This window comes from Pseudoclavibacter sp. Marseille-Q434 (assembly GCF_050315415.1).
Taxonomy (GTDB): domain Bacteria; phylum Actinomycetota; class Actinomycetes; order Actinomycetales; family Microbacteriaceae; genus Pseudoclavibacter.
In genome coordinates, this window is the sequence record NZ_JBNPQH010000001.1 from 579173 (window position 1) to 599116 (window position 19944).

17 protein-coding genes, 1 tRNA gene and 1 pseudogene are annotated in these 19944 nt (G+C 69.2%); 12 read left to right on the top strand and 7 right to left on the bottom strand.

Translation table 11 applies throughout. The features are described 5' to 3' along the window. Positions 1–85: 85 nt before the first annotated feature. The 4 genes from ACQFZP_RS02770 to ACQFZP_RS02785 are packed head-to-tail and all read left to right on the top strand — an operon-like array spanning position 86 to position 3852. On the top strand, positions 86–907 hold the full coding sequence (locus tag ACQFZP_RS02770; protein WP_211890249.1) for an SDR family oxidoreductase: 822 nt from the start codon (positions 86–88) through the stop codon (positions 905–907). Next, positions 904–1635: a Type 1 glutamine amidotransferase-like domain-containing protein gene (locus ACQFZP_RS02775; RefSeq protein ID WP_211890250.1), complete on the top strand. Its 732-nt coding sequence runs from the start codon at positions 904–906 to the stop codon at positions 1633–1635. The genes ACQFZP_RS02770 and ACQFZP_RS02775 overlap by 4 nt, the downstream gene beginning before the upstream one ends. Continuing rightward, the gene (locus ACQFZP_RS02780; protein WP_179556527.1) at positions 1632–2354 is read left to right on the top strand and encodes a uracil-DNA glycosylase; all 723 of its coding nucleotides are present in this window, start codon (positions 1632–1634) and stop codon (positions 2352–2354) included. The genes ACQFZP_RS02775 and ACQFZP_RS02780 overlap by 4 nt, the downstream gene beginning before the upstream one ends. A 46-nt stretch (positions 2355–2400) precedes the next feature. Then, the gene (locus tag ACQFZP_RS02785) at positions 2401–3852 is read left to right on the top strand and encodes an amidase (protein WP_211890251.1); all 1452 of its coding nucleotides are present in this window, start codon (positions 2401–2403) and stop codon (positions 3850–3852) included. Between the two features lie 22 nt (positions 3853–3874). On the opposite strand, the gene ACQFZP_RS02790 is transcribed toward ACQFZP_RS02785, so the two are convergent. The 3 genes and pseudogenes from ACQFZP_RS02790 to ACQFZP_RS02800 form a co-directional block, all read right to left on the bottom strand. Next, on the bottom strand, positions 3875–4270 hold the full coding sequence (locus ACQFZP_RS02790) for a Fe-S oxidoreductase (RefSeq protein WP_104312166.1): 396 nt from the start codon (positions 4268–4270) through the stop codon (positions 3875–3877). A gap of 116 nt (positions 4271–4386) precedes the next feature. After that, positions 4387–5142 carry a PspA/IM30 family protein gene (locus tag ACQFZP_RS02795; RefSeq protein WP_104312165.1) on the bottom strand — a complete coding sequence of 252 codons (756 nt, stop codon included), beginning with the start codon at positions 5140–5142 and terminating at the stop codon, positions 4387–4389. A gap of 1698 nt (positions 5143–6840) precedes the next feature. Then, positions 6841–7527: pseudogene (locus ACQFZP_RS02800) on the bottom strand (TPM domain-containing protein); the annotation flags it as partial. 50 nt (positions 7528–7577) lie between these two features. On the opposite strand from ACQFZP_RS02800, the gene ACQFZP_RS02805 reads away from it, so the two are divergent. After that, complete coding sequence (locus ACQFZP_RS02805; RefSeq protein WP_211890253.1) at positions 7578–7880, top strand: DivIVA domain-containing protein; 303 nt, start codon at positions 7578–7580, stop codon at positions 7878–7880. 77 nt (positions 7881–7957) lie between these two features. Next, positions 7958–8788, top strand: a complete 831-nt coding sequence (locus ACQFZP_RS02810) for a siderophore-interacting protein (protein ID WP_211890254.1) — start codon at positions 7958–7960, stop codon at positions 8786–8788. Between the two features lie 105 nt (positions 8789–8893). On the opposite strand, the gene ACQFZP_RS02815 is transcribed toward ACQFZP_RS02810, so the two are convergent. The 4 genes from ACQFZP_RS02815 to ACQFZP_RS02830 all read right to left on the bottom strand — a co-directional run bounded on the left by ACQFZP_RS02815 (position 8894) and on the right by ACQFZP_RS02830 (position 12294). Continuing rightward, positions 8894–10411, bottom strand: coding sequence for an SDR family NAD(P)-dependent oxidoreductase (locus ACQFZP_RS02815; protein WP_374100739.1), 1518 nt, complete (start codon positions 10409–10411; stop codon positions 8894–8896). A gap of 73 nt (positions 10412–10484) precedes the next feature. Then, positions 10485–11738 (bottom strand): formamidase, encoded by a 1254-nt coding sequence (gene fmdA, locus ACQFZP_RS02820; RefSeq protein ID WP_179556532.1) that lies wholly within the window; start codon positions 11736–11738, stop codon positions 10485–10487. A gap of 35 nt (positions 11739–11773) precedes the next feature. Next, on the bottom strand, positions 11774–12061 hold the full coding sequence (locus ACQFZP_RS02825) for an FmdB family zinc ribbon protein (RefSeq protein WP_211890255.1): 288 nt from the start codon (positions 12059–12061) through the stop codon (positions 11774–11776). A 160-nt stretch (positions 12062–12221) separates the two neighbouring features. Beyond that, positions 12222–12294: transfer RNA gene (locus ACQFZP_RS02830), tRNA-Arg, on the bottom strand. 130 nt (positions 12295–12424) lie between these two features. Here ACQFZP_RS02830 and ACQFZP_RS02835 point away from each other — a divergent pair. From ACQFZP_RS02835 to ACQFZP_RS02860, 6 genes are all read left to right on the top strand, one after another. After that, a complete protein-coding gene (locus ACQFZP_RS02835) occupies positions 12425–13216 on the top strand; it encodes a transglutaminase-like domain-containing protein (protein ID WP_179556534.1) in 792 nt (263 codons plus the stop codon). Between the two features lie 57 nt (positions 13217–13273). Next, on the top strand, positions 13274–14938 hold the full coding sequence (gene argS / locus ACQFZP_RS02840) for an arginine--tRNA ligase (protein ID WP_104312158.1): 1665 nt from the start codon (positions 13274–13276) through the stop codon (positions 14936–14938). Between the two features lie 7 nt (positions 14939–14945). Continuing rightward, on the top strand, positions 14946–15749 hold the full coding sequence (locus ACQFZP_RS02845; protein WP_211890256.1) for an LmeA family phospholipid-binding protein: 804 nt from the start codon (positions 14946–14948) through the stop codon (positions 15747–15749). Positions 15750–15854: 105 nt separating this feature from the next. After that, positions 15855–16970, top strand: a complete 1116-nt coding sequence (locus ACQFZP_RS02850; RefSeq protein WP_211890257.1) for a hypothetical protein — start codon at positions 15855–15857, stop codon at positions 16968–16970. A 59-nt stretch (positions 16971–17029) separates the two neighbouring features. Further along, positions 17030–18490: a diaminopimelate decarboxylase gene (lysA, locus tag ACQFZP_RS02855; RefSeq protein ID WP_307852727.1), complete on the top strand. Its 1461-nt coding sequence runs from the start codon at positions 17030–17032 to the stop codon at positions 18488–18490. Between the two features lie 13 nt (positions 18491–18503). Further along, positions 18504–19850, top strand: coding sequence for a homoserine dehydrogenase (locus ACQFZP_RS02860; protein WP_104312156.1), 1347 nt, complete (start codon positions 18504–18506; stop codon positions 19848–19850). Positions 19851–19944: the final 94 nt, after the last annotated feature.

Here is a 19944-nt window from a genome sequence, read left to right on the forward strand (position 1 = left end):
GTGGGAGCACTGGGGGGCAACGGAACGGGACACAAATCGTCACGCGTTGAGCGTTCGCGACATGCGCGCATGCCACGATGGAGGCATGCCTGAACAACAGAGAACGCGTGTGGTCGTGGTCACGGGAGCGAGCAGCGGGATCGGCCGTTCGACGGTCAGATCCCTGCGCGCCGCAGGGCGGACGGTGCTCGCGACGGCTCGTCGTGCGGATCGGCTCGACGAGCTCGCCGCCGAGACCGGGGCAGAGGTGCTCGCGGGCGACATCACGAGCGATGCGTTCGTCGCCGAGCTGCGGGATCGCGCGGCCCAGCTCGGCGTGGTCGAGGCGCTGGTGAACGTCGCGGGCGGGGCGTTCGGCACCGAGAGCGTCGAGGAGAGCAGCATCGATGACTGGCAGCGGATGTTCGACCTGAACGTTCTCGGCACCAAGCGCGTCATCACGGCGTTGCTGCCGCTCCTGCGCGCCTCCGCCGCGAGCAGCCAGGACGAGTTCCCGCACGCCGACATCGTCACCGTCACGTCGACGGCAGGGCGAGTCATCTACCAGGGTGGCGGAGGGTACGTCGCGGTCAAGGCGGCGGAGGCGGCGATGATCGGCGTGCTCCGACTCGAGCTCGGCGGCGAGCCCATCCGCGTCATCGACATCGCGCCCGGCATGGTGCACACCGATGAGTTCACGCTCAAGCGGATGCGCGGTGACGAGGAGTCGGCCGCGAAGCTCTACGAGGGTGTCGACCATCCGCTCACAGCCGACGACATCGCTGCGACCATCCAGCTTGCACTGCAGCTGCCCGGGCACGTCAACGTCGACGAGCTCATCGTGCGGCCGGTGGCCCAGCGAGAGCAGTTCCAGTTGCATCGTGGGCGTCTCGAGATGAAGGACACGGCGAAGGAGTCGAGCGAATGAGCATCTTCCTGGTTGGCGGCGGCGACGGACCGGGGGTGGAGCTCGCGCTCTCCCAGCTCGCAAGCGACGCACGGCTGCGGGCTGGCGGCGAGACTCCCGTCATCGCGATCATCGCGGTCGGGGAGGCACCCCGACCCATCGCGGACTGGTTCGCCGATCGTCTGCGCTCGCTCGACCCCGGCGTCCTCGCCACGCCGGTGCTCGCGCGCAGCACCGACGCCGGCGAACCGCTCGACGAGATCGACCTCGCGAGCTTCTCGACGGCGCACGCTATCCTCGTCGCCGGTGGGCACACGCCCGCCTATCTGGCCGCGTTGGCCCCGCTCGCGACGGACGTGCGTCGCCTCGTCAGCGAGGGCGTGTCGTACCTCGGCTACTCCGCCGGGGCGGCGATCGCGGCCGATGAGGCCATCATCGGGGGTTGGCGCATCGGTGGCGTGCCCGTGGCTCCCGAGGAGTCCGGTGAGGGGCTCGACGAGGTGACGCTCGAGGCGGGACTCGGGTTGGTCGACCTGACCATCGAGGCGCACGCAGCGCAGTGGGGTCTCGTCGCGCTATGCGCAGCGAGCATCGAGGCGGGGCTGGCTGAGCGCATCCTCGCCATCGACGAGGACACGGTTCTGAAGGTGGGGGAGGGCGCACTCGAGATCCTCGGTTCGGGCAGCGTCTGGCAGCTCACTGCGGCAGAGGGCGGCGTCACGGTCTCGTCCAGTCGCGCTTCCGGATGACCGTGCCAGCGGGCCTCGCTGACCTGGGGCGACTCGAGCAGGGCTGGGCCAGGGCGCTCGAACCGGAGGCGGGCGCACTTGCCCGGATCGAGCGATGCCTCGAGGCGGAGGTCGAGGCCGGCCGCGGATTCCTTCCCGCCGCAGAGCACGTCTTACGAGCCTTTACCCAGCCCTTGGATCAGGTGCGAGTGCTGATCGTCGGTCAGGATCCGTACCCGACGCCCGGACACCCCATCGGCCTCTCGTTCGCCACCGACTCGCACGTGCGGCCGCTCCCGCGCAGCCTCGCCAACATCTACCGGGAGCTGCACGACGACCTCGGCATCGAGCCGGCCGCGAGCGGCGACCTCTCCCGCTGGAGCGAGCAGGGTGTCCTCCTGCTGAACCGGGTGCTCACGGTCTCCCCGGGGGCAGCGGGGTCGCATCGCAGCCTCGGCTGGCAGGCGGTCACCGACGCCGCGATCACGGCGCTCGTCGCCAGGCAGTCGCCGCTCGTCGCGATCCTGTGGGGCAAGGACGCACAGGCCCTCGGCCCGATGCTGGGCGATACTCCACGCATCGAGAGCCCGCACCCGAGCCCGCTGTCCGCATCCAGGGGGTTCTTCGGCTCGCGGCCATTCTCCAGGGCCAACGAGCTCCTCCGTGACCAGGGAGCGGCTCCCGTCGACTGGCGTGTTGAGACGACGGACAGCGTCGTCTCGCAGCCCTCTCTCTTCTGACTCTTCCCGCCAGGGCGCGACGTGCCCGTTCCTCGAAAGGCGCACCATGAGCGAACCGCTGCACGAACTCGGTGCCATGCGGCAACGCGAGCTGATCGCCGCTGGCGACCTCTCGCCCGTCGACCTCGTGAGCGCCTACCTCGCGAGGATCGACGCCGATGCTGGCAGGTCGGGCGCGTTCATCACCGTGACGCGCGAACGCGCACTCGACCGGGCGCGTCAGCTCGAGCAGGATCCCGAGGCTCGCTCGCAGCGCGCCGACAGGCGCTCAGCCCCGCTCTGGGGCATGCCGTTCGCGGACAAGGACCTCGAGGCACGTGCTGGCGTGCCGACGACGTTCGGCTCTCGAGCCTTCGCCGGCCACGTGCCTGAGGCGAGCTCGGCACTGGTCGAGACGATGGATGCGGCGGGCGGCATCAGTCTGGGCAAGACGAACACTCCAGAGTTCGGGCTTCCCGCGTACACCGAGAATGCGGTCGCCGCCCCGGCCGTCACCCCATGGGGGTCCGGGCTCGGTGCCGGCGGCTCCTCGGGTGGAGCCGCCGCGGCGGTCGCGGCGGGGCTGCTGCCCTTCGCGCCGGGCTCCGACGGTGGCGGCTCCATCCGCATCCCCGCCGCGGCCTGCGGTCTCGTCGGCCTCAAGCCGAGTCGGGGTCGTGTGCCAGACGGGTCCGGCGTCGGATCGCTGGCCGGACTGCCCGTCGCCGGGCCGCTCGCGAGGACAACAGCGGATGCAGCGCTGCTGCTCGACGGCATGATCGCCCGCCGCGCCGACGGGGGCCAGGCTGACCGGAGCGCGCTGACGGCCCCGGCGGGAGAGCGGTCCTACGTCGACGCGCTGGAGGCGCCCGTCCGGAGACTCCGCATCGGCTTCACCACGTGGTCGCCGTGGTCGACCACCTACGCCATCGACCTCGACGATGGCGTCGCCGAGGTCTTCGAGGCGACCAAGGAGCACCTCGTCCGGCTCGGGCACCAGCTCGTGCCGGCGACCCCGGTGGATGCGCCCGAGTACTTCGAGGCGTTCCGCATGGTCTGGCAAGCGGGAGCATCCACCATCCCGCTCGAGGGGGAAGCGCTTGCTGCGCTTGAGCCGTTGACACGCTGGCTGGTCGGCGTCGGGAGGACGAAGTCGGCGGCGGACCTGGCCGCCTCGCTCGCGTCCCTCGGTGCGTTCGAGCGCAGCATGATCGCCCAGTACTCGGAGTTCGACGTCGTGCTGACCCCGACCCTGGCGATGACCCCGAGGCCGCTGGGATGGTTCGATGCGGAGGACGGCGAGCGGAACTTCGAGCAGCAGTGCCAGTTCACCCCGTACACCTCGTACGTGAACGTGACCGGGCTGCCGGCGATCACGATGCCGACGGGGTCAGCGCGCGGTCTACCGGTCGGCGTGCAGGCCATCGGGCGCCCCGGGGACGACGTGACGCTGCTTCGACTCTCGAACGAGCTCGAGCGGGAGCTGGACTGGCCGAGGCGGCACCCGCCTACGTGGTGAGCGGCGACGTGCTCGCGTCCGGTCAGCCGCGCGGGGCTGGACGCCGGCGTGGCGGCAGGTAGTTGCCGTCTTCCAGGCCGGCTTCGATCTCGAAGCGGTTCTTGAGCGGGTCGAAACCCGCTAGCCAGTAGAGGGGCGGGAACAGGAAGCCGTAGCGCTTCCACTGCTCGACGTGCACGCGTTCGTGACGGAACACCCGCTCGCCGACGACGTCGCGCGTCAGATAGACACGGCCGACACAGGTCCCTCCTCGGCGGAAGGCCCACTTCGGGAGGCCGCGACAGACGATGAGCCCGTCGTGCACTTCCACGCGGCCCGTCGAGAGCGGGACTCCGACGACGAGACCGACGGCGGTCGCTGCGTGGTAGCCGAGTCGCGAGATCGGCGAGTCGAGGAACAGGCTCTTGAGGGGGTTCATGGTGACGACCTTCGTACGCTGATTGTGGTGCCGCGGAAAGGCTGGGGGAGAAGGACGCCGCTGAGACCCGACCGTGTGCGACGGGTCTCAGCGGCGAACACTGCCGGTTTCGAGGTCTAGAAGCTCTGCTCCGGGGCGTCGATGGCGGCGGGGGAGCGCTGCCCCTGCTTGAGCGCGGCGAGGCGAGCCTCGACCTCGGTCAGCTTGCCGAGGTCCTCGAGCTGGTTGAACTGCGAGTCGAGGCTGGAGGTCTGCAGCTCCTGCTGGCCGCGGACGAGCGCCTCCTGGCGGCGCACCTTCTCCTCGAAGCGGCCGAGGTCGCTGGTCGGGTCCATGACGTTGATGCTGCCGAGGGCTTCGTTGACCTTCTGCTGCGCCTCGGCCGTCTTGGCGCGAGCGGCGAGCTGATCGCGCTTGGCGCCGAGCTGACGCAGCTTCTCGCGCATCCCCTCGAGGCCGCCCTTCAGCTGGTCGACGACCTGCGTCTGGGCGCGGATCTGCGGTTCGGCAGTGCGCGCCTCGGTCTCGGACTCGATCTGGCGCGAGAGCGCGACCTTGGCGAGGTTGTCGAACTTCTGCGCGTCGACCTCATCGTTCGCGGCTCGGAGCTCGTCGGCCTTTCGGCTCGCGGCGAGCGCCTTGTTGCCCCACTCCGACGCAGCCTGCACGTCCTCGCGGTAGTCATCCTCCAGCATGCGCAGCTGGCCGATGGTCTGCGCGATGGCCGACTCGGCTTCCTTGATGTTCGCGGTGAAGTCGCGGATGAGCTGGTCGATCATGAGCTGCGGGTCTTCCGCGTTGTCGATGAGCGAGTTGATGTTCGCGCGGACGAGCTGGCTGATTCGTCCGAAGATGGACTGCTTGTTGGACATCGAGTGCTTCCTTCTTGCTGGTCGGTTCCTGGTGGATGGCAGTGCTGTGAAGTGGTGTGTTGCGGGCTGTGTGCTCCCGGGAGCGGCGTCAGCGCCGTCGGCCGCCGCCCGAGGAGCGGAAGCCGCCGCCTGAGGAGCGGAAGCCCCCGGACGACCTGAACCCGGAGGAGCCGCCTGAGCGGCGGCTCGAGCCGCCTCCCCAGGAGCTTCCGCCTCCCCAAGAGCTGCGACTCGAGGAGCCGCTGTTGCTGATGAGGCCGCCGAGGATTCCGCCCAGGAGCCCCGAGTTGAAGTTGCTGTTCGAGTTGACGCCAGACGACATGCCCCAGCTCTGCTCGTAGCCGCTGCGCTGCATCTGCACCTGGCTCCTGGCCTGCTCGGTCGCCCGTTCGGCGAGGCTGATCGCGCTCTTGGCTCGTTGCATCGCCTCTTCGGGCTGCGTCGCGGCGAGCTGCTCCGCCGTTCGGAGCTCGGTCTCGGCCTGCTGGATGCGCGCGCGGGGTTCGCTCTCGACGGCCCCTCGTCGTCCGTCGATGAACTGGAGCCCGCCCGTGACCGCGGAGCGGGCTTGTGCCAGCGCGACGTCGAGCTGGCGACGCAGACCGGCGAGGCGCTCATGCTCCTGCAGCAGCGATGCGATGGCGGTGTCGAGCGCCTCGTCGGCCTCGCGGAGAGCGCCGAGGGTCCGGAGGGGATCGGCCGCTGCCGTCCCGCCGGAGCGGGCACGGCCGATGGCCTCGTGGGCCGCAGTCTGAGCTGCCGCCGCCGCAGCGGCGACGTCGGGCTGCAGCGACGCCTGCTGGACGAGCTGGGAGCTGCGCGCGAGCCCGGACTCCAGCTCCCCGATCTCTGGCGGATGAGCTGCTCCGCGTTCTCCAGGTCGCTCGCTGCGGCGCCGATCGAGCCGAGCACCGAGCTCACCCGTGCGAGCGCGAGCTGCGCGTCACTGATGTCGACGGCCGCGGGCCCGGTCCGGCCCTCACGAAGACCGCCGTCCGCGTTCTCCGTCTCCGTGCGCGCCAACGCGAGCAGCTCCCTCGCGTGCTGCGTGGAATCGTCGACGGTCGAGAGCGCCTGTGCGCTATACCGGGCACGCAAGGCTGTCAGCTGCGACTCGGCACCCTGCATCTGGCCTTCCAGCCGGTCGAGCTCGCCGCGCACCTGCCTGAGCAGTTCCGGCGCGTTGCGTTCCATGTCCCGCAGCTTCTCGAAGCGCGCGGCCTGCTCGGCGACGCGCTGCTCGGCCTGGTTCGCGAAACCCAGGATGGCCTCGTTCATCTGAATCTTGGCGGGCTCCGGCTCCGGGGTCGCGTCGAGGTACTGCCCCTGAACGTCGAACGCTCGTCGCAGCTGCTCGCGCGCATCCGCCACGGCCGCCCGGTACTCGGCGACCGGCTCCTGACCGAACTGCGCCTCGGCGAAGCTCACTTCCTGGTCGGCGGCGGTCACGAGGTTGTCGACCCTGACGAGCTCGCCTGCTGCGCGCTGCGCCAGCTGCTCGAGCTGCGCCGTGCGCTGAGCCTGGGTTGCCCGCTGTCCCTGCTTCTTCTTGCGCCGGGCCATCAGGACGACGACCAGGATGATGAGGGCCACGACGACGATGAATCCGCCCGCGAAGAGGAAGATCGGCCCCGCATCGATGCTCGGGGCGGCTCCGGCCGACCCACTTCCTGCCCCTGTCAGCTCCTGGCGGAGGGAGTCGGCGGCAGAGACGGCGGCTTGGCCGTAGTCGCCAGCATCGAGGTTGGGTGCGATGGACTGCGTCTCGATGTCGCGGAGCGCCCCGTCTCCGAGAGGGAAGGTGCTGTCGGTGTTGAGCCCGAAGTCGAGCTGATCGACGCCGACATAGAGGATGACCGCCTCAGAGCCGAGGTCGTTGACGGACGCGAACTCGCTCGCCCAGTCGAACCCCTCACTCGGGTTCGAGAATCGATCGACGATCGCGAAGTACATGGTGAAGTCGGTGTCTGCCTCGAGTGCGGAGATCGCCTGCTCGATGTCGGCGGTCTCACCCGTGACGACCCCGTCGGGGTCGAAGATGTGCCCGTCGGGGGCCCCTGGGCTCGTCGCTGGCGCGATGGCAGCGGAAGTGATCGGAGAGACCTCGGCGGATGCTGGTGCACTCGTCCCGAGGAGTGCAACGGCAGCGATGCCGAGCAGAGAGAGCGCACGACGCACGGAGACCCCTTTCTGGCCGGTCAGCGGCCTCGCTCGTAACGCTAGCGGGACCAAGCCGTGAAGAACGTGATTGTTGTGCGCGTCGTCGCCGTGCCGGTGAACACATGGGGAACGTCGGGCATCGTGGTGGTGGCCAACGTGAGCACTTGGTGACGATCGGGCGTCGATGTGTGATTCCGCATGGAGTTCCGTAGAATTGTCGTGCACCGGACAAGCGCACCTTGTCCGGTTTTCACATGAGACACAGGAGGTCCAACGTGCGAAGTGAAGACGTACGCACCAAGCGGTTCAACGCGCTGAAGTTCGACGGCTGCTACGACGTGCAGGAGGTCGACCAGTTTCTCGACCAGGCAGCGGCGACGCTGGAGGCGTTCGAGAGCGGCCACCCGGAGGAAGCCCAGATCGCGGGAGCCCATGAAGTCGAGGCGGTGAAGTTCACCTCGCGCGTCTATGAGCGCGGATACTCGGCGCAGGAGGTCGACGTATTCCTGGAGGAGCTCGCCGATGCGATCGCGCGCTACAAGCGCTCGGAGGACGCCACCGACGCCCAGGGGTCGTGAACCCGGTTCCATCACCCGTTCCCGGCGAGGGTTGTTAGGCTGTCCTAACTCATGCCCCCATCGTCAGGAGCCCCCACGTGACCGAAGCCGTCGTCCAGAAGCCACGCAAGCGCGGACCCACCGTCCGTCTGACGGTGGTGCGGACCGAGCGCCTCAGCCGTTCGCTCGTCCGCGTCCATTTCTCCGGCGCGGACCTCGACGACTTCGATCTCGAGCACGCCGACACCTACCTGAAGCTGCACTTCGGGGCAGGCATCGGCGAGCTCGAGCTCCCCTTCGACCTGCAGGAGCTCCGGGCCACGCTCCCGATCGACCGGGTGCCGGTCCGTCGCACCTACACGGTCCGCGGCATCGACCGTGCGAGCGGAACCGTCTCGGTCGACTTCGTCGTGCACGGCGACGCTGGGGTGGCCGGACCCTGGGCCCGAGACGCCAATCCGGGCGACGTCATCGTCGCAAGTACCCCGCACGGGGCCTACTCCCCGCTGCCCGAGAGCGACTGGCACCTCATCTGCGGTGACGAATCCGCCCTCCCGGCCATCGCCCGCACGCTCGAGGCGATGCCGGACGACGCCAAGGGCGCAGTGCTCGTCGAGGTTGGCGGGGACGAGGACCACATCCAGCTCGAAGCGCCGACGGGGGTCACCGTCACCTGGATCCACCGGGGCGAGCACGGCGGTTTCGACCGTCAGCTGCTCGCAGCCGCGGTCGAAGAACTCGAACTCCCGGACGGGAGGGTCCAGGTGTTCGCACACGGCGAGCGCGAGCAGATGAAGCGGCTGCGGAAGAACTTCTCCGCGCGAGGCATCGATCGATCGCAGCTCTCCCTGTCCGGCTACTGGGCGGCGGGCCGGACCGAGGACGCCTTCCAGAGCGAGAAGCGCGAGCCGGTTGGCCAGATCTTCTAGTCGGGTGGCCAGATCTTCTAGTCGGGACACCGTCCGTCTGGCTCGGCGGGCAGGTCCGGTGGTCGGCCGTGCTGGCGGGGTGGCGGGTGGACGCCAGCCCGCCTGCTACCAGGAGCCCGGCTTGTAGTCCTTCAGGAAGACGCCGAAGAGGTCCTCGCCGGTCTCGCCTCGAACGATCGGGTCGTAGACGCGCGCGGCTCCGTCGACGAGATCGAGCGGAGCGTGGAAGCCCTCCTCGGCGAGCCGGACCTTGGTGAAGTGCGGCCGCTCGTCGGTGATCCAGCCGGTGTCGACGGCGGTCATGAGGATGCGATCGCTCTCGAACATCTCCCTCGCGCTTGTGCGCGTGAGCATGTTCAGTGCGGCTTTCGCCATGTTCGTGTGGGGGTGACCTGGGCCCTTGTAGCCACGACCGAACACGCCCTCCATCGCGGAGACGTTGACGATGTAGGTGCGTCGAGCCGACGATGCCTTGAGGGCGCCACGCAGCTTGCTGACCAGCAGGAACGGGGCGGTCATGTTGGCGAGCTGCACTTCGAGCATCTCGATGGGCTCGACCTGGTCGACGTGCTGGGTCCAGGAGTTGATGTGCAGCTCGTCCGGCACGAGTCCGCCGGCGTCGATCGCGGTGCCAGCGGCGAGGCGTTCGAGCGACGAAGAGCCCGCGGCCATCGCGTCGGCGCTGAGCTCCTCCGCGGTTCGACCGGCAGCCGACGAGAGAATCGGGTGCGCCGCAACCGACTCCGCGAGGGCGAGCGGATGCGCGTCGTTGGTGTGCCCGAACGTCACGAGCTCCGGGAGCGGGCCGTCCGGCAGCGGCGCCAGCTCAGCCTCCACGAGCGGCGCGTAGGCGCCGGGGGAGCGACGCACGGTCTGCGCCGCGTTGTTGATGAGGATGTCGAGCGGCCCGGCAGCGGTGACCGAATCTGCGAGACCCATGACCTGAGCCGGGTCGCGGAGATCGATGCCGACGATCTTCAGCCGGTCGATCCATTCGGCGGAGTCCGGCAGCGCCGAGAAGCGGCGCACGGCGTCGCGCGGGAAGCGCGTCGTGATCGTCGTGTGGGCACCATCGCGCAGGAGACGCAGCGCGATGTACATGCCGATCTTCGCGCGACCGCCCGTGAGCAGCGCGCGCTTCCCCGTGAGGTCGGCTCGTGCATCCCGCTTCGAGTGGCTGAACGCCGCGCAGTCGGGGCAGAGCTGGTGGTAGAACGCATCGACGACCGTGTAGGGCTGCTTGCAGATGTAGCAGGCGCGTGGCTTGAGGAGCTCGCCCGCGCTCGGGGTCGTCGTCGAGGTGGAGATCGGGATGCCGCGGGTCTCGTCGTCGATGCGATCGGGCGCGCCGGTCGCGGTCGCCGCGACGACCGCCTTGTCGGCGTCCGCGATGCGCTGCCGCTTCGCGGCGCGTCCCACCCGCTTCACGTCCTTGAAGAACTGGGCCGTCGCGCGTCGCACGGCGATGAAGTCCGGGTCCTCACGGTCGTACGCGGACAGCTGCTCGAGCACCCGCAGGGTCGTCGCGAGGTCGGCTTCGCCGATGCGCTCCGGAGCGCTGCTCGCGATGGTCGCATCGTCGGGCGCCGCCGTGGGCGTCTCGTCTGGGGTCTCTGAAGGCACACGAGATTGTAGAGGCCAGCGGGCAGGCGCGCCACATGCGCCCACCCGCGGCCCCAGATGACGGCGGGTCCTCTCAGGAGGCGACGGCCCTCGGCGCCCCCATGCCCGGGTCGATCTGATGCGGCCCGCGTGCGGAGGGCCGAACGTCGAAGTCGAAGATCGCCGTCGGCAGGTACACCGTGGAACAGGAGTTGGGGATGTCCACGACGCCAGACAGACGGCCCTCGATCGGCGCCGATCCGAGCAGCAGGTAGGCCTGCTCGGGGGCGTAGCCGAACTTCGTGAGGTAGTCGATGGCGTGCAGGCATGCTCGCTGGTAGGAGAGGTGGGAGTCGAGGTAGCGCTGCTCCCCGTCGAGCGTCACGGAGGTGCCGCTGAACGCGATCCACTCGCTGTAGTTCGGCTCCACGTTCCCTGGCATGAAGATCGCGTTCTCCGAGACCCCGTACGTGTCCATGCCGCCCTTGATGACGTCGACCCGCACATCCATGAACCCGCCCATCTCGATGGCGCCGCAGAAGGTGATCTCGCCGTCGCCCTGGGAGAAGTGCAGGTCGCCCATCGAGAGGTTCGCTCCGTCCACGAAGACGGGGTAGAAGATGCGGGTGCCCTTCGAGAGGTTCTTGATGTCCTGGTTGCCGCCGTTCTCCCGCGGGGGCGCGGTCCTGGCGGCCTCACCCGCGACGCGGTCGAACTCCGAGTCGGGGAGCGAGCCGAGCACCGCGAACTGCGGCTCGGGCGGCAGTGCGAGCGGCGGCACACGGTTCGGGTCGGTCGCGATGAGCTTCCCTTCCCGGGCGTTCCAGGTCGCGAGCAGCTCCGCCGACGGAGCCGTGCCCATCAGCCCTGGGTGGATGAGCCCGGTGAAGGACACCCCGGGCACGTGGCGAGAAGTTGCGGTCTGTCCGCTGAAATCCCAGATCGCCTTGTACGCGTCCGGGAACTGATCGGTGAGGAAGCCGCCGCCGTTCTGCTTCGCGAAGATCCCGGTGTACCCCCAGCCCTGGCCCGCGAGTGGGCCCTTCTCCTGCGGGATAGGACCGACGTCGAGGATGTCGACGATGAGCAGGTCGCCGGGCTTCGCTCCCTCGATGCGGAACGGGCCGCTGAGCTTGTGCACCGTGAGCAGCGGTGCGTTGAGGATGTCTTCGGCCGAGTCGTCGTTGACGATCGCGCCGTCGAACCACTCGCGGCAGTCGACTCGGAACTCGTCGCCTGGTTTCACAGTGGCCACCGGTGGGATCTCCGGGTGCCACCGGTTGTGGCCGATCTTCTCCTGGTCCTCGAACTTCTTCGAGGAATCGAGGGGAAACAGCACGTCTGGCATGGGGCGGTCCTTTCGTTGGTGCGAGCCCCACGACGTCAGTGTCGTGGCAGCTTCGCGTGGAGCGGATTGCGGGTGACGCCGGTTCCGGCCCGGCGCGGAGTGCCGGGGAGCGAGCTCACGACGGCGGGCTCGTGCGCAGACCTGGCGGAGGCATCGATGAGGCCGTACGCGGAAGAGCCCGCGGCGGACAGATGCGGCGCGCCGGGACGCCGCAGCGCCTCGCCTCCGCACTCCGGGCAGGTGGATGCATCCGGTATGGAACTCATCGTGTGAACCTCGTCGAAGCGATGCGAGCTGTCGCATCGGTACGTGTAGGTGGGCATCCTTGCCTCCCCTCGTCGAGGTACTGCTGACCGTAGCCCTGCGTCGCGACGGCTGTCAACGGTGCCATGTCGACGGTCGATGGGTCCCGGCCCACGCGCAGACGGCCCGGCTCTGCGCTGCAGAACCGGGCCGTGCGTGATGCCTCGCGACATCGAGATGTGCCCCCGACAGGAGTCGAACCTGCGACCTTCGGTACCGGAAACCGGTGCTCTATCCACTGAGCTACGGAGGCGGGCGCGGAGCTGAGCATTCAGCAACGCGGGGCCAATACTAACAGGGCCAGAGGGCATCCCGACGCCACCCTGCGAGGCCGCACACACTTGTGCTGGAACGCCATGACGGCGTGACACAATCCGCTGGTGATGCGAAAGATCGAATCTGCCATTGACCTCGAACTCGACGGGGAAGCCGACCTCGTGTTCTCGATAGCCGCCCACACGCTGGCGAGCCTCGAGAGCGAGACGTTCACGATCACGGGTGACGGACAGCCGCTCGAGGTCATCGAGTCGATCGACCGCTCCGAGTGCCGGCTGCACCGCGTGACGACCTCAGCCAGGCACATCGAGATGCGCTACAGCGCGACGGTTCTCGGACGCGCGCAGGCGAACGAGCCGGAGGAGCTCGATCTCATCCAGTTCCGCCGCCCCTCTCGCTACGCGGAGTCCGACCTGCTCGGGCCCACGGCCCGCTCGATGTTCCGCGGCAAGCAGGGTTTCGAGCTCGTGGATGCGGTCGTCGACTGGGTCTCGAGGAACATCAGCTACGTGCCAGGCTCCAGCGCGCCGACCGACGGTGCGCGAGATACGTTCCTGAAGCGCCAGGGAGTCTGCCGTGACTTCGCGCACCTGACCATCGCGTTCCTGCGCGCCAACGACCTGCCGGCGCGGCTCGTGTCCGTCTACGCTCCCGGCCTGGTGCCCATGGACTTCCACGCCGTGGTCGAGGTGCTCGTCGACGGAGCCTGGTATGTCGTGGATGCCACGCACCTGGCGCCGCGCCGCCTCATGCAGCGCATCGCGAGCGGTCGTGATGCCGCCGACACCGCCTTCCTCAGCAACACCATTGCGAATCTCCGCCTCTCGAAACTCCACGTGAACGCGACGTCGAGCGAGGTCATCCTCGAGGACTGGACCGAGCGGGTCCAGCTGGGCTGACCCCGGCGCTCCTTCGCGCCGCCGGAGCGCCCGTCTCGGCTCTAGGATGGGTGGTCTATGACTTCTCCAGCTCTCGTCACGGCTCTCACCACCGCTGTCAACGCCGCGCTCGCACCCCTCGAGGGCGCGGCAGGCATCACGGTCCCCGAAGCGGACATCGTGCTCGAGCGTCCGCGGAACCGCGACCACGGCGACTGGGCCTCGAACGTCGCGATGCGGCTCGCGAAGCGTGTCGGCACGAACCCGCGTGAGCTGGCCGCGAGCATCGTCGAGCAGCTGGTGCTCGACGCGCAGGTGGCGAGCGCCGAGGTCGCCGGCCCCGGCTTCATCAACATCACGCTCGACACGGCCACGGCTGGCTCGCTCGCGAAGGTCATCGTCGACGCCGGTGCGGCCTACGGCAATGGCGACTCGCTTGCCGACGTCAAGATCAACCTGGAGTTCGTGTCGGCCAACCCGACGGGCCCCATCCACATGGGCGGCGTCCGCTGGGCCGCGGTCGGCGACTCGCTGGCACGCGTGCTCATCGCTGCCGGCGCTGACGTGACACGCGAGTACTACTTCAACGACCACGGCGCGCAGATCGACCGCTTCGCCCGCTCGCTGCTCGCCGCCTACCTCGGCGAGGGCACGCCGGAGGACGGCTACGGCGGCGCGTACATCTCCGACATCGCGGGGCAGGTGGCTGCGGCCTACGGCGACGGGCTCGCCGAGCTCGATCGGGAGGCGCAGCAGGAAGTCTTCCGCTCGAAGGGCGTCGAGCAGATGTTCGGCGAGATCAAGCAGAAGCTCCACGACTTCGGTGTCGACTTCGACGTCTTCTTCCATGAGGATTCGGTGCACGAGTCCGGCGCCGTGGGACGCGCCATCGAGCGTCTGCGCGAGCAGGGTCAGATCTTCGAGCAGGACGGCGCGCAGTGGCTGCGCACGACGGAGTACGGCGACGACAAAGATCGTGTCGTCGTGCGCTCGAACGGCAGCCCGACCTACATGGCCGGCGACATCGGCTACTACCTCGACAAGCGCGAGCGGGGCTTCGACCAGTGCATCATCATGCTCGGCGCCGACCACCACGGGTACGTCGCACGCATGATGGCCATGGTCGCGGCCTTCGGCGACCAGCCCGGCGTGAACCTGCAGATCCTCATCGGCCAGATGGTGAACCTCGTGAAGGACGGCGAGCCGGTTCGCATGTCGAAGCGCGCTGGCACGATCGTCACGCTCGACGACCTCGTCGACGCAGTGGGCGTGGACGCGGGTCGGTACGCGCTTGTGCGCTCGTCCGCCAACTCGACCCTCGACATCGACCTTGATGTCCTCGCGCAGCGCACGAACGACAACCCCGTCTACTACGTGCAGTACGCGCACGCCCGCACGTGCGCCGTGGGGCGAAACGCGGCTGAGTCCGGCGTCGACCGCTCGGCCTTCGAGCCGTCCCTCCTCGACCACGAGTCCGAGTCCGCGCTGCTCGGCGCGCTCCAGGACTTCCCGCGCGTCGTGGCGGCGGCCGCCGAGCTGCGCGAGCCGCACCGCGTCGCGCGCTTCGCGGAGGAGCTCGCAGGGCTCTACCACCGGTGGTACGACAGCTGCCGCGTCATTCCGCGGGGGGACGACGAGATCACCGACCTGCACCGCACGCGCCTCTGGCTGAACGACGCCACGAGCACGGTCCTGCGCTCTGCGCTCACGATGCTCGGGGTCTCCGCGCCAGAGCGGATGTGAGCTCCGCGTGACGCCGGTCATCTCCGCCGAGCCGCCGCTCGGCCCCGGACAGGTCCCGAGGCCGCAGCGGAGACGGGGGATGCGCCGCTGGGTGAAGGCCGCGCTCTGGGCGCTCGGCGCCCTGCTGCTCCTCGTCGGACTCGATGTCGGCGTGCGCCTCGTCGCGCAGGACCGGATCGCGCAGCACGTGCAGGACTCGCTCCCGCCCGGGGTCGAGGGTGATGTCGAAGCCCGCGTGCACGGCTTCTCGACGCTCTGGCAGCTCGCATCCGGTCGGGCGAGTCACGTCACGGTGTCGGCGGATGAGCTGACGGCGTTCGGACTGAACCTGGCGGCGAGCGTCGACGCCTACGGCGTGCACATCTTCGACGGCATGCGGACGGAGATGCTCACGGGCACCCTCGACGTTCCCGAGGCGACGCTCGAAGGGGTCGCGGCCCTGCCAGGAACGGATGCATCGCTGACGCTCGGTGAAGATGAGCTGTCGTACGCATCCACGGTCTCCTTCCTCGGCATCACCGGTGTGCTCACCGTGGATGCGCAGCTGCGGCTCGTTGACGGCGAGGTGGTCATCGACCCCACGAACGTCGAGGTCTCCGGCAGCGCGTTCGGGCAGGCGCTCACGCAGGCCCTTCCCGACATCGAGGAGTTCGCGGTGCCCATCTGCACCGCCGACTACCTGCCCGCGGGTCTGCACGTTTCGGAGTTGCGCATCGGCGAGGGGATGCTGACGGTCGGTGTCGAAGCGAGGAACATCGCGCTCACGGCCGAGATCCCGGATTCCGGGGAGTTCTCCACCTGTCGCGACTAGTTTCGAGCTGAGACGATGGGGTCCGTGCCGACGAGGCCACCCTGGGCTCGACGGCTCGCCTTCAGCGCGTCGCCGACTCAGCCGCTGAGGAACTGGAGAACTGAGATGAGCATCCCGCCGAACGGACAGGGCTTCGGGCATCAGCCAGGTCAGGGTCAGCAGCAGCCGGGGTACGGTCAGCAAGCCCAGCAGCCCGGCTTCGGTCAACCGCAGCCGGGCCAGGGCCAGCAGCAGGGATACGGGCAGCAGCCTCAGCAGGCTGGCTTCGGTCAGCGCCCAGGGTACGGCCAGCAGCAGCCGCAGCAGCAGCCTGGGTACGGTCAGCAACCCCATGGTCCCGCCTACGGCCAGCCTCAGCAGCGTCCGTTCGGCCAGCCGCAGGGGAGCGGCTACGGCCAGCAGGTCGCGGGCGGTCCGCCCCCGAACGGTCAGCAGCCGGGCCCGTGGCAAGGCGGTCAGCCCCCGCAGGGCAAGAGGCCGCGGCCCTGGTACGCGCAGTGGTGGCTGTGGACCGCCGTCGGGGTCGTGGTGGTCGCGGGTGGCCTGGTCATCGGCGAGTTCGCGGCTCGGGCGAACGTGACCAGCGCGCTCGAGGAGCAAGCGAGCAAGATCGTCATCGACAACTACGGGGAGGCTTCGGCTCCGACGGAGTACACCGTCGCCGTGGACGGCTTCAGCGTGCTCGCGCAGGTGCTCACCGGCAAGATCGAGCACGCGACCCTGACCTCGGTGGGCGATGAAGGGATCACGGTCGGCATCGACCTCAGGGGCATCGACGCATCGCTCGAGGGTCAGGTGGACGCCACGACCGTCGATCTCTCGGTGGCGACCGACGTTCTCGATGGCGTTCCGACCGCTCTCCAGGGCGAGGAGAGCGAGATCGACACCGAGTCCTACGAGACGACGATCAGCTACGGCGACGATGTCATCAACATCGAGGCCGTGAGCGGAACTGGTGAGTTCCAGGTCAAGGTCGAGTCTGAGCTCGGGTACGAGACCGCCGACGGGAAGCTCTTCGTGACGAACGACAGCAGCATGACGCTGTTCGGGACGAGCATTCCCTTCGGGTCCGACGAGAAGGTCGAGGTGCCGACGTGCGCGGACTCGGGGCTCGAGGCGACGGTCACCGACGCGGGTGTCTCCAGCGAGGCGATCACGTTCTCCTGGCAGGTCGATGGTGCGAGGCTCGACGAGCTCCCCGCGGTGGCCGACTGCCTGTAGCCCTGCGTGTCGGCGCCGGCGGCCTGTTCCGCCGAGAGGCCAGCCGATAGCATGCTCTGGTGCCTGAAGCTCTCCGCGAACCACAAGCCGTCCACCTGACCGGAGCGAACCCGCTCGCCCCTGCTGCCCTCGAGGTGCCGAGTGACCTGAACGAGCTCGACGCCCACGTCTGGTCGAGGAATGCGAACCGCGCCGAAGACGGCGCGGTCTCCATTGCGGGTGCGGATGTCCGCGTGCTCGCAGAGCAGTTCGGCACCCCGCTCTACATCGTCGACGAGTCGGATGCGCGAGCGAGGGCAAGCGAGACCGTCGCGGCCTTCACCGACGCCTTCGCGCCACTCGGGGTCTCGGCCAAGGTCTACTACGCGGGCAAGGCGTTTCTGAGCGCCGACGTCGTGAGGTGGATGCTCGAGGCTGGCTGCGCGATCGACGTGTGCAGCGAGGGGGAGCTGGCGCTGGCGCTGGCGGCCGGCGCGCCGCCCGCGCTGATCGGCTTCCACGGGAACAACAAGTCGAACCGAGAGATCGGCCTCGCCGTCGCCGCCGGGATCGGCGGGATCGTGCTGGACAGCACCCAGGAGCTCGATCGCGTCGCCGCGGCCGCTGCCGCCGCGGGGGTCAGGCAGCCCGTGCGCGTCCGCGTCAACTCCGGGGTGCACGCCTCCACGCACGAGTTCCTCGCCACGAGTCGCGAAGACCAGAAGTTCGGCATCCCGCTCGATGAGGTGGAGGCGTTCGTCGCGCGTATCCGGGAGCACCACTCGCTCGAGTTCCTCGGGTTGCACTCGCACATCGGTTCGCAGATCTTCGACGCGGACGGGTTCGGCGAGGCGGCGGACCGCCTCGTCGCCGTGCACGCGCGCCTGCTCGCCGGAGGGCCGGTGCCCGAGCTGAACCTCGGCGGCGGGTACGGCATCGCCTACCTGCCGCGCGAGACGCCGACCGACATCCGCACGATGGCCGCCCACATCGCCTCCCACGTGGCGGACGCCTGCTCGCGGCTGGGCATCGCCGTCCCGAACATGGCGTTCGAGCCGGGCCGCACCATCATCGGGCCGGCCGGCACGGCGCTCTACGAGGTGGGCACGACGAAGAACGTCCGCGTCCCACTCGACGCCGGGGGCAGCGCCGACCGCCTCTACGTCTCCGTGGACGGCGGCATGAGCGACAACGTCAGGGCCGCGCTCTACGAGGCCGAATACAGCGTCCGCCTCGCGTCGCGGGCGTCCGCTGCCGGGCCAGCGCTCGTTCGTGTCGTTGGAAAACACTGCGAATCCGGCGACATCGTCGTTCTGGCAGACTATCTCCCGAGCGATGTCGCCCCCGGCGACCTCGTCGCCGTGCCAGCGACCGGCGCGTACTGCTGGTCGCTCTCGAGCAACTACAACATGATCGGCCGACCGGCCGTCGTCGCGGTTCGCGACGGCGAGACGCGCACGCTGATCCGTGCCGAGACCGTGACCGATCTGCTTGCCAGAGACGCGGGACTCGCAGCTGCCGTGACCGATGAGCGCCCGTAACCGAGGAGAACCGATGAACCAGAACCGACCCATCCGTGTCGCCCTGCTTGGCGCGGGATCCGTCGGCTCGCAGGTCGCCCGCATCCTGCTCGAGAACGCCGAGGAACTCGCTGCCAGGGTGGGGGCCCCGCTGCTGCTCACCGGCATCGCGGTGCGCAACGTCGACGCGAAGCGCGACGTCGACCTGCCCAAGGAGCTGTTCACCGACGACGCCGAACGCCTCATCCTGGGCTCGGACATCGTCATCGAGCTCATGGGCGGCATCGACCCGGCGAAGCACCTCATCTCCCTGGCGCTGTCCACGGGCGCCGACGTCGTCACCGCGAACAAGGCGCTCGTCGCGGCGCATGGGCCCGAGCTGTTCGACCAGGCGCGCCGGGTCGGCGCGCAGCTCACGTACGAGGCCGCCGTGGCGGGCGCCATCCCGATCATCCGCCCGCTGCGCGACAGCCTCGCCGGCGACAGGGTCGAGCGCATCCTGGGCATCGTGAACGGCACGACTAACTTCATCCTCGACCGGATGCACACCAGGGGCGACTCCCTGGAGGAGGCCCTGCGCATCGCGACCGAACTCGGCTACGCCGAAGCAGACCCGACGGCCGACATCGGCGGCTACGACGCGCAGCAGAAGGCGGCCATCCTGGCGTCCATCGCCTTCCACACCGAGGTGCCCGTCGAGCTCGTGCACCGTGAGGGCATCACGGAGATCACCATCGAGCAGATCGAGCGAGCGAAGGCGGCTGGCTTCGTGGTCAAGCTGCTCGCGATCTGCGAGCGCGTGACGGGCTCCGACGGCGTCGAGGGCATCTCGGCGCGCGTCTACCCGGCGCTCGTCGACGAACAGCACCCGCTCGCCTCGGTGCACGGCGGGAACAACGCCGTCTTCGTGCAGGCGCAGGCCGCCGGCGACCTCATGTTCTACGGTGCTGGAGCCGGGGGAGTGGAGACCGCCTCGGCCGTCCTCGGTGACCTCGTCTCCTCCGCCAGGCGCCGCGTCAACGGCGGACCCGGCCTGGGTGAGTCGACGCACGCGGACCTGCCGGTACTCGAGGTCGGCGAGATCACGACCCGCTACCAGATCATCCTCGAAGTGCACGACCGTCCCGGTGTGCTCGCGGAGATCGCGAAGGTCTTCAGCGACTTCGGCGTCTCGGTCTCGACGCTCGAGCAGCGCAGCGCCGGTGGTCAGGATGGCTCGCCCGCGGGCCACTCCGCAGACTCAGCCGAGGGCGGGGCGACCCTCGTCATCGGCACGCACGCCGCAACCGAACGAGCCCTCTCGGCCCTCGCCGAGGCCCTGGCCGCTCACGAGGCATCGCGTCGCGTCACGGGGGTTCTCCGTGTCGAGGGCGCGCTCTAGCGCACGGCCCACCGGCGCCACCGACCACGACGCACCGCCCGTGGTGTCCGTCGAATTCACTCACATCGCAACAGTCCTCTGCCTAGGAGTCGCA

Coding starts and splice junctions, on each gene's coding strand:
- ACQFZP_RS02775 (WP_211890250.1), top strand. CDS start 904: ATGAGCATCTTCCTGGTTGGCGGCGGCGACGGACCGGGGGTGGAGCTC.
- argS (WP_104312158.1), top strand. CDS start 13,274: ATGACTTCTCCAGCTCTCGTCACGGCTCTCACCACCGCTGTCAACGCC.
- ACQFZP_RS02860 (WP_104312156.1), top strand. CDS start 18,504: ATGAACCAGAACCGACCCATCCGTGTCGCCCTGCTTGGCGCGGGATCC.
- ACQFZP_RS02825 (WP_211890255.1), bottom strand. CDS start 12,061: ATGCCCACCTACACGTACCGATGCGACAGCTCGCATCGCTTCGACGAG.
- ACQFZP_RS02835 (WP_179556534.1), top strand. CDS start 12,425: ATGCGAAAGATCGAATCTGCCATTGACCTCGAACTCGACGGGGAAGCC.
- ACQFZP_RS02795 (WP_104312165.1), bottom strand. CDS start 5,142: ATGTCCAACAAGCAGTCCATCTTCGGACGAATCAGCCAGCTCGTCCGC.
- fmdA (WP_179556532.1), bottom strand. CDS start 11,738: ATGCCAGACGTGCTGTTTCCCCTCGATTCCTCGAAGAAGTTCGAGGAC.
- ACQFZP_RS02790 (WP_104312166.1), bottom strand. CDS start 4,270: ATGAACCCCCTCAAGAGCCTGTTCCTCGACTCGCCGATCTCGCGACTC.
- ACQFZP_RS02785 (WP_211890251.1), top strand. CDS start 2,401: ATGAGCGAACCGCTGCACGAACTCGGTGCCATGCGGCAACGCGAGCTG.
- ACQFZP_RS02770 (WP_211890249.1), top strand. CDS start 86: ATGCCTGAACAACAGAGAACGCGTGTGGTCGTGGTCACGGGAGCGAGC.
- ACQFZP_RS02850 (WP_211890257.1), top strand. CDS start 15,855: ATGAGCATCCCGCCGAACGGACAGGGCTTCGGGCATCAGCCAGGTCAG.
- ACQFZP_RS02780 (WP_179556527.1), top strand. CDS start 1,632: ATGACCGTGCCAGCGGGCCTCGCTGACCTGGGGCGACTCGAGCAGGGC.